Origin of the sequence: Paenibacillus sp. FSL H8-0259 (assembly GCF_037963255.1) — a bacterium.
Taxonomy (GTDB): Bacteria; Bacillota; Bacilli; order Paenibacillales; family Paenibacillaceae; genus Paenibacillus_AQ; species Paenibacillus_AQ phytohabitans.
On record NZ_CP150147.1, the window covers coordinates 6,363,139 to 6,376,421 of the forward strand.

At 52.5% G+C, this 13,283-nt stretch carries 11 protein-coding genes; 4 read left to right on the top strand and 7 right to left on the bottom strand.

The window, feature by feature from the left end:
- Positions 1–175: 175 nt before the first annotated feature.
- From NSU01_RS27340 to NSU01_RS27355, 4 genes are all read right to left on the bottom strand, one after another.
- Complete coding sequence (locus NSU01_RS27340) at positions 176–1,435, bottom strand: anti-sigma factor (RefSeq protein ID WP_076245066.1); 1,260 nt, start codon at positions 1,433–1,435, stop codon at positions 176–178.
- Complete coding sequence (locus tag NSU01_RS27345) at positions 1,432–1,983, bottom strand: sigma-70 family RNA polymerase sigma factor (RefSeq protein WP_076245069.1); 552 nt, start codon at positions 1,981–1,983, stop codon at positions 1,432–1,434. The genes NSU01_RS27340 and NSU01_RS27345 overlap by 4 nt, the downstream gene beginning before the upstream one ends.
- 25 nt (positions 1,984–2,008) lie before the next feature.
- A complete protein-coding gene (locus NSU01_RS27350; protein ID WP_179093540.1) occupies positions 2,009–2,173 on the bottom strand; it encodes a hypothetical protein in 165 nt (54 codons plus the stop codon).
- A gap of 530 nt (positions 2,174–2,703) precedes the next feature.
- Positions 2,704–3,345, bottom strand: a complete 642-nt coding sequence (locus tag NSU01_RS27355; RefSeq protein WP_042139475.1) for a bifunctional 2-keto-4-hydroxyglutarate aldolase/2-keto-3-deoxy-6-phosphogluconate aldolase — start codon at positions 3,343–3,345, stop codon at positions 2,704–2,706.
- A gap of 497 nt (positions 3,346–3,842) precedes the next feature.
- Between NSU01_RS27355 and NSU01_RS27360 the strand changes: the two genes are divergently transcribed.
- Entirely contained in the window at positions 3,843–4,796 is a 954-nt protein-coding gene (locus NSU01_RS27360) for a sugar kinase (RefSeq protein ID WP_042139476.1), read from the top strand.
- A gap of 154 nt (positions 4,797–4,950) precedes the next feature.
- Here NSU01_RS27360 and NSU01_RS27365 read toward each other — a convergent pair whose 3' ends face one another.
- The 3 genes from NSU01_RS27365 to NSU01_RS27375 form a co-directional block, all read right to left on the bottom strand.
- Entirely contained in the window at positions 4,951–5,976 is a 1,026-nt protein-coding gene (locus NSU01_RS27365; RefSeq protein ID WP_076245072.1) for a LacI family DNA-binding transcriptional regulator, read from the bottom strand.
- A gap of 758 nt (positions 5,977–6,734) precedes the next feature.
- The gene (locus NSU01_RS27370; RefSeq protein ID WP_042139478.1) at positions 6,735–7,844 is read right to left on the bottom strand and encodes a hypothetical protein; all 1,110 of its coding nucleotides are present in this window, start codon (positions 7,842–7,844) and stop codon (positions 6,735–6,737) included.
- On the bottom strand, positions 7,841–8,380 hold the full coding sequence (locus NSU01_RS27375) for a sigma-70 family RNA polymerase sigma factor (RefSeq protein ID WP_042139479.1): 540 nt from the start codon (positions 8,378–8,380) through the stop codon (positions 7,841–7,843). The genes NSU01_RS27370 and NSU01_RS27375 overlap by 4 nt, the downstream gene beginning before the upstream one ends.
- A 248-nt stretch (positions 8,381–8,628) precedes the next feature.
- Between NSU01_RS27375 and NSU01_RS27380 the strand changes: the two genes are divergently transcribed.
- From NSU01_RS27380 to NSU01_RS27390, 3 genes are all read left to right on the top strand, one after another.
- A complete protein-coding gene (locus NSU01_RS27380) occupies positions 8,629–9,618 on the top strand; it encodes a LacI family DNA-binding transcriptional regulator (protein WP_042139480.1) in 990 nt (329 codons plus the stop codon).
- Between the two features lie 73 nt (positions 9,619–9,691).
- Positions 9,692–11,428, top strand: coding sequence for an ABC transporter ATP-binding protein (locus NSU01_RS27385; protein WP_076245075.1), 1,737 nt, complete (start codon positions 9,692–9,694; stop codon positions 11,426–11,428).
- Positions 11,385–13,187: an ABC transporter ATP-binding protein gene (locus tag NSU01_RS27390; RefSeq protein ID WP_076245078.1), complete on the top strand. Its 1,803-nt coding sequence runs from the start codon at positions 11,385–11,387 to the stop codon at positions 13,185–13,187. Before NSU01_RS27385 ends, NSU01_RS27390 begins: the two co-directional genes overlap by 44 nt.
- Positions 13,188–13,283 lie beyond the last annotated feature (96 nt).

The window sequence follows — 13,283 nt, forward strand, 5'->3', positions numbered from 1 at the left end:
CGGCAGCCAGGGCCAAAGTTGCTCCGTTTCAGCGGCGCATCTATATAAACGACGGAGAGGGAAGCTCTAGAAACTTACCATCCGGCGGTCATACCGATGATACTCGCAAATCCTGTAATTCCTGTCCTCATACCCTAGCATATTCCGCAGGTGCTTAAAAAGTTCCAGTTCACGATTATTTATTGGACGTTGCCGCGTCCGGAGTAATCACCGGGCTGGACTGCGGGGAAGCAGAAGCTGATGGAGCAACGGAAGGAACCGGTGCTGATCTCTCTCCCGGAACCGTGTATGTCTTCGTTGCCTGCGTACCATCCTGCAGCTGTGTTACATAGGTGAACTGGCTGCTATCCTCCGACCACACGCCGGAGACCCAGGTCCCTTCCATGGGCAGAGAATTCAGCGCAACCCGTTCTCCCTCTGCACTGCCTGCAGGAGCGCTGTAGATTACAACCTGCTGTCCGGCCAGTTCAGCCGTATAACGGCCGTCCGGGGATGGCCATGAAGGCTGGGAAGCTACCAGAGCAGGCAACAGACCCATTGCTCCAGGCTCCGGTGCTGCGGAAGGCTGCAATGCACCCTCCTCGGGAGCTGCCATATCAGCCGTTGCATCCTCCTGGGCCGTGCCCATGAATATCTGGCTCTGGGCAGCCGGATCAGCGGCACGGTCATCATTCCCGCTGCTGCCCTTCCGGGAATTCTCTGCCAGCGGTGCTGTGGCATTGCGTTTGGCGGAAGGGGCTTGCGTTGCCGGAGGCTCCTTGGCCGGAGCCGGACCTGCGTCCGCTCCGTCAGCATTGTCTGCAACATCCGCACTATCCCCGGCAGCAGGCCCTGTACTGTTCAGAGGAGCACCTTCTTCAGCATTCGGCTCCGCCGTGGCTTGCTCTGAGAAGAAGATCTCAGCGCCGCCGTCAGTGCTGTTGTTCTGTCCTGTATCCGCCGGAGCTGCATTGTCTGCGGCTCCCGTCATCATCTTAGAGGAAGCTTCACTTCCTGCTGCATTATACGCCTGATCCATATCCGCCCCCGGCATACTCTCCGGCATGTTGAAGACGGCGAATAACAGAATTACCGCTGCCGCAGCAGCACCGATGCCTGTCCGTGTTGCTATTGAAGCGCCCTTGGGCTTCTTGCCGCGGATGCTTTGGCGTGTAAAGGGAACAATCTTGGGATCTTCAGATCCCACCATAACAGGCTCCTCCCGGACGCCGCGGTCCAGCTGTTCAAGCTGCGGCAGGATAGAGTCGACCAGACTGAAGGGCGGCTTCACATCCGGCAGCTCCTCCAGTTGCCGGGAGAGCATCGTCAGCCGGTCAAAGACTTCCGCGCAGGAAGGACAATTATCGATATGACGGAACATTTCAAGCATTTCTTCCTGACTGAGATCATGATCTAAATAGCGGTGCATCCATTCCATCACCTCCGCGCACTTCATCCTGACACACCACCTTTCTGATACTCCTGAAGTCTATTCTGCAGCTGTGCCCGGGCCCTGAACAGGTAGGATTTCACCGTGTTCAAAGGCAGATCCAGACAGTCTGCAATCTCGTTGTAAGAAAAATCCTGTATATACCGGAGTACAATCACCGTCCGGTGATGCTCAGGAAGCTGATCGATCGCCTCGCGGATATCCTCCGCCAGGTAACCCGACATCACTTCGCGCTCTACGTTATGCTTATTATCTTGGAACACCATTTCGTGCTCATCGATAGAAACAGTAGGCTTCGTTCTCCGGAACTTGTCAATACAGATGTTTGTCACGATCCGCTGAACCCATGTTTTGAACTGGGCCTTCTCCTCATAGGAGCCGATCTTGGTATACACCCTGATTAATGCCTCTTGAGATGCATCCAGAGCATCCTGTTCATTATGCAGAATGTAGAAGGCCGTCTTATACACATGTCCTTCAATTTCTCGCAATAGGGTGATTAGAGCGTCGCGATCGCCCGCTTGAGCGGCTCTGATGAGTCCCTGCTCCACCACGAAGGTTCCCCCTCTCTATGCAATCTTACTGACGCGCAAGACTGCGAATTTGTTGCAAGCCTGTAATCAATATTTTTGGAATACCAAACTTGGATAATAACGCCATAAGGAAGACCAGGTTTCCGTTTTCTGCGGCTGCCGCAGACCGGTCCATAATCCTTACTAAGCATACAGGGGATGCTTCAATCATTCAAATACTCTTTTATAGAAGTTTGTTACAAAAATGACATGAAAAGCAGGCAGCCCCGCACGTTAACCCCCTGCGAATGAAGACTGCCCTATAATTTATAAAGTGTAGCTGCGCATAGCAGGAGGACGGCATAATTCTCCCTGGAATCATCATCAAGCACATATACTTCCCCCTGCGTAAAAAGTTGCGGGTGATTATAGTTCCGGTGCAGCTTATAAAAAGCCCCTATAGTCACCCTGCAGCCGTGTACAGCGGAGCGGATTTCTATATACTCCGCCTCTTCCATATTCAAAGTGGGATACAGCTTGCTGCGAATATCGTCGCCCGGCATAGCATCACCTTTCAGGAAAGCTCATCAATTTCGGCAGGCGCTTCAGCACCCCAATCCTAGTTGTAAGTATTGCCCTGATCGGCCCTTTTCCATCATTTACACATCCGGGAAATCAGGCAGACAAAAAAATGCCCTGCCCAATAGAGGCAAGACATTTCACATGGTATAAAGCTTCAGATCCGCGAACGGCTCTGCCAGCTTACAGACCTTGGATCTCTTTGAATTTCGCCACATACTGTGCAGCCAATTCTGTGACCTGGTCATAACGGCCTTCTTTGGCCGGTGCAGTCAGGTTGCCCCCGATGCCGACAGCGATACAGCCGTTCTTGATCCACTTCTCCATATTGTTCAGATCCACGCCGCCGGTAGGCATAATGTTCACATGCGGCATCGGGCCCTTAACTGCCTTGACATAGTCCGGTCCGAACGCACTGCCAGGGAACAGCTTCAGCACATCCACGCCCAGCTTCAGGGCTTCCTTCATTTCATTCAGCGTCATGCAGCCCGGCATATAAGGAATGCCGTAAAGATTACACATCTTGGCGGTATCTTCCTCAAAAGAAGGGCTGACCACAAATTCCGAACCGGCCAGAATAGCGATTCTTGCGGTAAGCGGGTCGAGCACTGTACCTGCACCGATCACAGCGCGGCTTCCATATTCGGCAACGAGGCGCTTGATCGCCACATCTGCATCCGGAGTCGTGAAGGTGACTTCAATGTTGTTCAGTCCGCCTTCAATACAGGCTGCCGACATTTTATAAGCATCATCGGCATTATCCGCGCGGATAACGGCTACAACGCCAACAGATGTGATGTTCTGCAATACTTTGATTTTCTTCATTTAGAAACTTCCTCTCTGGGTACATTCTGATAAGAATATTTATTTAGATAAACTAATTTATCTAATTTACTAACACCAGGCTTTATCCTTCTAAGAAAATAGTAATAATATTGTTGCCATCAGTCAATATATATTTATGTGAACAACTGAAATACACTTTAAATAAACGCATAAAAAGCTTATATATCAAGGATTTACGACTTAAGTTACGCAACTTCCTAATAAAATAAGGCCGCTGAATGAGCAAAGCTATATTGTACAAAACCGTTTTATGTGATAATTTCAATTTATATTCGATCCCACAGCTTTATACGGGGTTCATGCTGAACCTTTGCTTATGCTTACCAAACATTTCGAGTACGCTTCCGTAGCGAGTTTTGCGAAGTGAATTCAGGAAGCCTTATGCTATCAAAACTTAAGCGTACGCTTCCGTAGCGAGTTTTGCGAAGTGAATTCAGGAAGCCTTATGCTATCAAAACTTTTAGGAGGAACTATTAATGAGTAAACAGCTGGATGCAGTCACATTCGGGGAGCCTATGGCCATGTTCTACGCCAATGAAGCCGGCCCCTTGCATGAGGTTACTTCTTTCTCGAAAGCGCTGGCAGGTGCGGAGAGCAATGTGGCCACCGGATTGTCACGCCTGGAGCACCTGACCGGTTATGTGACCAAGCTTGGCGAAGACAACTTCGGCCAATTCATCGTCGGTGCGCTGAATAAAGAGAAAATTAATACGGACAGCATTACAACGACCAAGGAGTTCTCCACCGGCATGCTGATCAAATCCAAAGTGCTGACCGGAGATCCCAAGGTTGAATATTTCCGCAAAAATTCCGCCGCCTCCAAGCTGAGCCTGGCTGACTTCAATGAGGATTATTTCGCTTCTGCAGGTCATTTGCATGTCACCAGTATCTCTTCCGCCCTCTCGGCTTCCTGCCATGAGTTCTCGCTGCATGCCATGGAATTCATGAAGCAGCGCGGCAAAACCGTCTCGCTCGACCCGAATCTGCGCCCGACCCTCTGGCCGGACACAGAAACCATGGTCAATACAATCAATGACCTGGCGACCCGCTGCGACTGGTTCCTGCCGGGACACGGTGAAGGCAAAATCCTGACCGGCCTTGATACTCCGGAAGAGATTGCCGGTTTCTATCTGGAACGCGGCGTATCCCTTGTTGTCATCAAGCTCGGTCCTGAAGGTGCTTATTACAAAACGTCCGCCGGTGAAGAAGGTTATGTGGACGGCTTCAAGGTGGAGCAGGTTGTGGATACAGTCGGCGCCGGAGACGGCTTCGCCGTTGGCGTAATCAGCGCCATGCTGGAGAAGCTGAGCGTAGCCGAAGCTGTGAAGCGCGGCAATGCAATCGGCGCGCTCGCCGTAATGTCGCCTGGCGATATGGATGGGCTTCCAACCCGTGACGGGCTGGAGAAATTCATGAACGCTGGCGTGTAAACGGCTTCCCGCAGCTGCCGGGAACGTCTGATCCAAAAAAGTGCGATTCAGCAAACAGCATATGAAATCTTATATTTTGAAATAAGGAGCGTCATAATAAGCCACCCGGCTTATTATGACGCTCCTTTTCGTGCAGAACTTTATATAAACCGTTTTATTTCTTCAGCACCGGCGGCCGGACCGACTGGCCCTGCTGCAGCGAAGGCGGAAAACGGTAGGTAATCGGCACGGAGCCGTCCGCATCGTTGATTAGGGAGAGCATAATCTTCGCAGCCTGCATGCCCATCTCATAAGCCGGCTGGCGGATCGTAGTGATGTCCGGATTATAGATCCGGGCGAATTCCGCATCGTCAATCCCAATGACGGACAGCTGGCCGGGAATGGCAATGGCATTACGGTTCGCGTACTTAAGGATCTCCCCTAGTACAAGATCATTGGCGGCAATCAGCGCCGTCGGCGGCTGGGGAAGCCGTAGCAGCTCATCCAGCGCAATGGCGATTTCTTCCCGCGGCACACTGCGCATATAGGCATCCTGCAGCGGCAGGCCTGCTTCCTCCATCGCTTTTTTGTAGCCGCTCATCCGCTCTTTGCGCGGGGTAATAGCATTCAGGCCAAGCGGCAGTGACAATATGGCGACCGCCTCATGTCCGTGTTTGGTCAGCTCCTTGACCGCAGTCTTCACCGCCATCTCGTTATCGAGCAGCAGGCTCTGGGTCGAGATCCCGTCTACCAGCCGGTCCATGAAGACCAGCGGGTATTCCGCTTCAATCAGCCTAATGTATGGCGCAGGCAGATCGCCGGTCGGGAAAATAATCAGACCGTCCACCTGGCGGGCGACCAGCGTCTCCACATAAGTATTCTCCTTGTCCGCATTCTCGTCAGCGTTGCAGATAATGACCTGAATTCCGTGGCGCTGCAGCTCATTCTCAATCGCCCGGATACACTGGATGGACAACGAATAATCAATATTAGCCACAATAATACCCACCATATGCGTACGGTTCTGCTTCAGGCTGCGGGCCAGTCCATTCGGCTGGTAGTTCAGCTCATCGATAACCTCAGCGATACGCTGTCTGGTCGCCTCACTCATATATTTGAACCGTTTATTCAAAAATTGCGAAACCGTGCTTTTCGATACGCCCGCTTTCTGGGCCACATCATCTATGGTCAGCTTTTTCATTTACCCCGCCCCACTCTTCTATATAGAACCAAACCCGGTTGTTACGTTACCGCTAAGATTACTAGTGATAAACGGAGAAAAACTTTACTTTCTGATATTACCAAAAAGTATAGCTTTTTTTTAGTAAATTATCTAGAGGGATGGAGCTAAGAGCGCGGAATTTGGAAATATGAGGTGTCGAAGGTTAGGAAAAGCGATTCGGAATTGGGCGGATAGTGCCGGGGCATTAGCGGCGGGCAGGCGATAGTAGAGGGTACTAAAAACACAGCCAGTACGATAGGCTCGGACTGAGATGCGCTTATTTTCTCAAAAAGCATCATTTCGCCTTGCTTGCGGACTCCAGTGCTCTTATTCACTGTAAATCACCTGAAAACTGCACGATTTGGAAACAATAAGCGCACTCCAGTCCGCAAGAGTGGCAAATGTGCCAAATAGAGATAATAAGCGCTTTACAGTCCGTAAGGGGCTGGAGTTTGGCAGGAAACCGCAGAATGTGAGAAGCTGAGGTACTGGGGGCAAAAAGAAGAGGTCCCCCGTAATCTCACCGGGTTTCCTCCTGCATCTCCTCGCATGCGTCAGCTACGGAGCCTCGGGCAGCATCAGCCTACATCTAAGGCAGCACCAAGCTCCAACTCGCGCAATCCGGAACACCTGCTACGATAGTGAAGCAATGTAACATGAATCTGTTCATCACTCAGCATCGTTGAGTTTTATCATTATTAAACCCTGATGCTCAATTTCCTTTTTGGCTGTGTAACTCACTGTCCTTTCAACATACTCAGCCATTCGGAATCGGAATACCACTTCCGGCCGAGGAGGAACACTACTTCCGCTTTACGTTTTGTCCCGTTCACTTCATAAGTAGCCGTCTGCTGCTGCCCCTGAATGTCCATGCCGATCTTGCTGACCACGTCCTGAATTCCGCCTGTTTCCATGTCGTATAGCCGGCCATGGACGTCGTAACCGTTATGACTATTGTCGCTATAATAGACGAGCAGCATATCATCATTCACTTTATCGATTGCAAGATAAGATCTGTATTCGAAGTGTTCATTCTTCAAAGTAAACAGATCAACTGGCGTAACGGTCTCACCGGCTGCGGCCGCAGTTACGTTAACGGCTGAGAGTTTTACCGGGGTTCTGATTCCGCCCTTGCCTAACGTATATGTGCTGCTGGTCATAACCACATGATCGCCGCCGGCAAAGATTACGCCCAATTCATAATAGGTCTGCGAACCTCCCGCATACAGCGGAAAGGAATAGATCCGCTTAGACGTAGCCTCCGATAGCTCCGGCTGCCCTTTTGGAGACAGATACAATGTGTACGGCTCAGTAGGATGTGTGTATTTAGGCTTACTGTAATTTACCATCGGGGGTGGAGGCGACCATACAATCCCGGCATTCGTTTCTACGGCACGCGCAAGTCCTTTATTTCTGTTTAAAGGAAGGGGCATGTAGTACTTCATCCCGCCTATCTCAAATTCAGCAGAGCCAATCGGCGGATTGTAAGATTGCGGCGATGAGGAAGAAGTAGCTGCAGGTGATGCCGAAGGCTGAATTGCCGCTGCACCAGAACTTTGATTGAAGATCGCCGCCAGCTGCCCCATCGGATTGCTGTCCCCCCATTGTCCGAACGGCCATAGGAGCACTCCGAACAGCAAGACCGCTGCCAATCCGCCAAGCCCTGCTATACGCCCGAACCGCAGACTGCGTTTTCCCGCAGAACGCTCCTCGGCAGCCTGTTCAATCTTGGCCATCAGCTGCGGTGTAAAGCCCGGCTCGGCCAGCGGGTTGCGTCCTGCTTTGCCATACCAATCCTGCGTTCCGCTCATTACTTGTACTTGTTCGTCCCCGTATTCCTTCTTCACAGGTCTTCCTCCTTTATCGCCGTTCTCACTTTATTTCTGGCCCGGCCGAGCCGGGATTTGACAGTCCCCTGCGCGATGCCGAGCAGAGCGGACATCTCGGCCACCGATAAGTCCTGCTGAATATCCAGCACCAGCACCTCTCTGTACTTATCCGGCAGCTCCATAATGATCTCCCAGATGCGGTTCGCATATTGATTGCCGATGGCTTCCTTCTCTGCGGACAAGGCTGCTTCTCCGGTATCCTCCCGGTCGCCAAGCGGGGCGAATCTGCGCCAGAAGCTGTTCCGCCTCCAGCTGAACGCGGTGTTGCGCGTGATGGTCAGCAGCCAGGTTTTCAAGGTGGCCTGGCCCCGGTACTTGCCGACACTCTTATATGCCTTAAGGAATACCTCCTGGCTGATATCACTTGCCTGCTCCCGGCTGCGGGTTAAGAAAAAAGCATAGTTCCACACATCCGAACCGTAAGTCTCCATCATTTCCCGCAGGGTTATGGACGGAGCGATGGTCACGCTATAAGGCATCTCTCTACTTTGCATGCTTCACTCTCCCCTCTTGCCCAATAAGACTCAGCAGATCCGAAACGGTTCCCAGTAAACCCCATATTCATGTCAAAAATTATTTACGAATAAGAGATGCACACGATTGTCCTTAAATTTACGTTAAAAAAATTTATTTTTTACGTTATTTTTTACGTTTTTTATCGTAGATTCCTATGGAATGGATGATTATAATAACAGTGCCGGAAGCGATATACTGCGGCAGCACGATAAAGCGGGGGATTCTTTTGAAGACTAAAAAAGTAACGATCACACATATCGCCCAGGCCATGGGCCTCTCACCTGTATCAATCAGCCGGGCACTCAGCAATCAACCCGGAATCAGCGACGAGCTGAAGGCAGCCATTGTACGGAAAGCAGCGGAAATGGGCTATATTAAGCCCAAAAAGCATACGCCTGCCCGAATTCTGGTGCTGCACCAGAAGCCCTATTCGCATGATAACAGCAATTTCAGCTACATGGTACAAGGGATTGAGCTCGCTTTGCAGAAGGCGGAGACCGATTACAGCATCGAGTTTCTGGATAAGGAGAATCAGAATAAGCTGATCCTGCCTTACCGCCTGAGCCGGGGGTTCAAGTTCGACGGGGTTATTCTGATCGGCAGGTTTAATCTGGAATATGCCTCTTTTATCCATGAGCAGATTCCGAATCTGATTTTCTATACCGGTTATTCACCGGCCTATGATTACGACAGTGTATGGTTCAGTTTCCTGGGCGCGGGCTATAAGCAGTGCAAATATCTGCTGGACCGGGGGCACCGCCGGATTGGTTTCATTGGAGATCCCAGTGCTTACCGCAACAAGGAAAAGAAAACCGGCATCACCTCTGCATTGGAAGAGCACGGGGTGCCTGTGGATGATGAGCTTTTTCTGGGGCGGGATGAGACTCTTCCCCTGAGACTGTCCAGACTTATTGCGGACGGCCTGCTGCCCAGCGCATTCATCTGTGATCATGATTTCACTGCGGTTGAACTGCTTCGCGAGCTGCAGGAGCAGAACATCAAAGTGCCCGGAGAGGTGTCGGTGCTCAGCAGCGGCAATACCGAGGTCTCGGCCTTCTCGCTGCCCGCTTTGACCACGATGGATCTGAATATCGAATATTCATGCCGTACGGTTGTTGCCACACTGCTGAAACGGATCGCTGAGCCCGGCAAGCCTGCCGAGAACATCGCCATTCTCAGCACACTGGTGGAGCGGGACTCCGTGCGGGAGCTGTGATTTTGTAAACCCCGGGCTCTTTATTTAACATGCGCACTATCTATAACAAGGGTATTGTAAAGGTGGGAAACCGATGAATTCATCTGTATTACTGCGGTTCTTCAAGTCACGCAAGCTAAGCTACATTATAGGCTTCGCCTTCATGTTCGCCGCCTCCTTCATTCAAACGCTGTTCCCCAAGGTGCTTGGCAGTGCGGTCGATCTGATGAAGAATAACGGCTTTGAGCCGGGGCAGGTGCTGACCCAGGTCTTCTGGATGGTGCTGATTGCCGCTATCGTCTTCCTCTGTACCTTCCTCTGGAGAAACATTATTATCGCAAACGGGCGGAACCTGGAATGCTACATCCGCGAGGAGCTGTACCGGCACTTCCTGAAGCTCTCTCCCGGATTCTTCAGCAGCCGCAAGACCGGCGACCTGATCGCTTATGCCATCAACGACATTTCAGCGGTGCGCATGACCTTCGGTCCGGCTACGGCGATGTCTTTTAACGGAATTGTTATCTGTATCTCCTCGGTCTATTTCATGTTCGCGTCAGTCAGCCCCAGCCTCACTCTACTCACATTGTCCCCGCTCCCCTTCATCATTCTCCTGATGCTCTTCAGCGGCCGCAAGGTTCAGACCCGGTTCAGAATCGTACAGAATCAGTTCGGCGCCGTCTCGGACAGGGTTCAGGAGAACATTTCGGGCATCCGCGTCATTAAGGCCTATGTGCAGGAACGCTCTGAAATGGAGAAATTCAGTGAGTTGAGCAGCCGTATGAAGCAAGCCAACCTGGATCTGATCAAAGTGTCCGCCGCCCTTCCTGCGATGATTGAATTCGGCTTCGCCGTCTGTTTCGTCATGAATCTGATGTTTGGCGGCCGGATGGTGCTGCGGGGGGAGATCAGTATTGGTGACTTTGTCGCTTTTAACGGCTACCTCAGTCTGATTGTAAGTCCAATTGTGTCGATCGGACGGATCGTGACGATATTCCAGCGCGGGTTGGCTTCACTCGGAAGATTAAATGATATTCTGCGGGTTCAGCCTGAAATCACGGATCTCCCCAACGCTGTCCCTATTCAGCCGGAAGGATCTATGGAGCTGCGCCAGCTGACTTTCTATTACGAAGGTTCCGATGTTCCGGCACTGCATGAGATCTCGCTCGTTCTGCCAAAAGGACACACGCTGGGAATCATCGGCAGGACCGGCTCCGGCAAAAGCACCCTGGCCTCCCTCCTCTTCCGCTTCTTCAACGTGAAGCCTGGGCACATTCTGCTCGACGGGCGGGATATCAACGATTATGCCCTGGACCCGCTGCGGAAGGGGCTTGGGGTTGTGCCGCAGGATACCTTCGTATTCGCCGCCTCCGTGAAGGACAATATTGTCCTGTTCAAAGACGGCTATACGGACGAGGATGTGCAGCATGCCGCAGCGCTCAGCCAAATTGCCGGAAGTATCGAGGCGTTCCCGGACGGCTATGACACTCTGCTGGGTGAACGCGGTGTGAACCTGTCCGGCGGACAGAAGCAGCGGCTCGCAATCGCGCGGGCACTGATCCGGAAACCGGCCATCCTGATTCTGGACGATGCGCTGTCAGCGGTGGATGCGGTAACGGAAGGGCAGATTCTGAACAGCCTGCGGCAGACCCGCAAGGGGAAGAGCAATATCCTGATCTCGCACCGGGTATCGGGCATCATGGAAGCCGACGAGATCATCGTACTGGATAAAGGGCGCATTGCCGAACGGGGCACCCACGAGCAGCTGCTGAAGAAAGGAGGCATGTATTATGACATCTATACCGAACAGCTTGAAGAAGGAGAGGTCTGCTAGACGGGACAAATCCGAAGCTGGTGCAGTAAGGCTCCTGCTGCGGTTATCTGCCCCTTACAAGTTCCAGCTTCTGCTTGCCTGTCTGTGCGTGGTGATTGTAAATGGCGCTTTTCTGATCCAGCCGCTGATTCTGCAGCGCGTGATCGACCACTTCCTGATCGGAGGCGCTGCTCAGAGCGGACTGAATTCGATTGGAGGCTTAGCCCTGCTGTATGTGACCGTAGCCGCGGCTGGCGGAATCTTCTCCTATCTCCAGGCGCTGATTGCCGGCAAAGCGGGACAGAGCCTGATCCATGAGCTGCGGGTCAGAGTGTTCTCCATCATTGAACGGCTCCCCCTGCCTTATCTGGACCGCACCTCCTCCGGGCGGCTGATTACCCGGGCCACCAACGACACCGCTGAGATCAGCGAGCTATACACCGATGTGGTCATCTCGCTGGTCAAGGATGTCCTGCTGCTGCTGGGGATAATCTACGCCATGCTGCTGCTCAGCCCGTCCTTAACGCTGGTCTCTTTTACTGTGATTCCGGTGATGGCCTTCCTGGTTCTCTTCATTAAGAACCGGATCAAAAAGAACTTCTTCCATATGAAGCACTTTATTGGACAGATCAACGGGTTCATTGCTGAGAGTATCTCCGGGATGCGTGTTATCCAAAGCTTCCGCGCAGAAAAGGAAAAAGAGGATCAATTCCTGAAGCTGAACGGGGAATATTTCAAAACCACCCTGATTCAGGTCCGGCTCAACAGTGTGCTGAAGCCCGCCTCGGATATGTTCCAGAGTCTGGCCGTAGCCATTCTGGTCTGGTACAGCATCAGCCGGATCTCCGGCGGCAACCTGCAGATCGGCGTGCTGTTTGCGTTCACGACGTACATCAAGCAGTTCTTTGGCCCCATCTCCGACCTGGCCGACAAGTACACCTCCATACAGTCTGCCCTCGTATCCACAGAGCGTATCTATGAGCTGATCCGTGAGGAGGACCGCCTGGAGCAGCCGGATCGCGGCTTATCGATGGACCGCCTGCACGGAACCATTGAGTTCCGCCATGTATGGTTCGCCTATAACGACGCCGACTGGGTGCTGAAGGATGTAAGCTTCGTGATTGCTAAAGGGCAGACCGCCGCCTTCATCGGTGAGACCGGTGCAGGCAAAACTACAATTATCAGTCTGATCAACGGCTTTTACCGCGTGGAGAAAGGCGAGATTCTGATTGACGGTGTCAATGTGAACGATATCCGGCTGGATGATCTGCGGCGGAATATTTCCGTTGTCCTCCAGGATGTCTTCCTGTTCTCCGGCACGATCCGCGACAACATCACCCTTGGCGATGATATTGCCGAGGAGAACGTGCTGGAAGCGCTGCAGGCCTCCTGCGCGGAAGAGTTCGTGCTGGGCTCTCCCGGCGGGATGGAGGGCCCGGTCACTGAGCGGGGCGGCACTCTGTCTGCCGGCCAGCGGCAGCTGATCTCCTTCGCCCGGGCCATCGCCCATGATCCGGCGATCTTCGTGCTCGATGAAGCCACCGCTAACATCGACACACATACAGAGAAGCTGATCCAGAAGGCGATCGACAACGTCGCCAGCGGCAGAACGACGCTGATCATCGCCCACCGGCTGTCTACAATTGCCGGAGCAGACCTTATCATTGCGATGAAGGAAGGCCGGATCGCCGAATCCGGACATCCCCGTGAGCTGCGGCAGCGGGGAGGATATTATGCCGAGCTGCTGGAGGAGAGCCGGAGTCATATTATGAGTTCGTGACGGCGCTGCTCACACGGGGAATAATATAGTGCTTGGCGGGGCTTATCTTAGCCCCATAGCCCATCGGGGAACCTCAGCCAGTCAGGCGGACTGAAA

Bases quoted from the DNA above. Each gene is read 5' to 3' on its own strand.
- NSU01_RS27350 (WP_179093540.1), bottom strand. From the start codon at position 2,173: ATGATTGAAGCATCCCCTGTATGCTTAGTAAGGATTATGGACCGGTCT.
- NSU01_RS27375 (WP_042139479.1), bottom strand. From the start codon at position 8,380: ATGCAAAGTAGAGAGATGCCTTATAGCGTGACCATCGCTCCGTCCATA.
- NSU01_RS27340 (WP_076245066.1), bottom strand. From the start codon at position 1,435: ATGAAGTGCGCGGAGGTGATGGAATGGATGCACCGCTATTTAGATCAT.
- NSU01_RS27390 (WP_076245078.1), top strand. From the start codon at position 11,385: ATGACATCTATACCGAACAGCTTGAAGAAGGAGAGGTCTGCTAGACGG.
- NSU01_RS27365 (WP_076245072.1), bottom strand. From the start codon at position 5,976: ATGAAAAAGCTGACCATAGATGATGTGGCCCAGAAAGCGGGCGTATCG.
- NSU01_RS27385 (WP_076245075.1), top strand. From the start codon at position 9,692: ATGAATTCATCTGTATTACTGCGGTTCTTCAAGTCACGCAAGCTAAGC.
- NSU01_RS27355 (WP_042139475.1), bottom strand. From the start codon at position 3,345: ATGAAGAAAATCAAAGTATTGCAGAACATCACATCTGTTGGCGTTGTA.
- NSU01_RS27360 (WP_042139476.1), top strand. From the start codon at position 3,843: ATGAGTAAACAGCTGGATGCAGTCACATTCGGGGAGCCTATGGCCATG.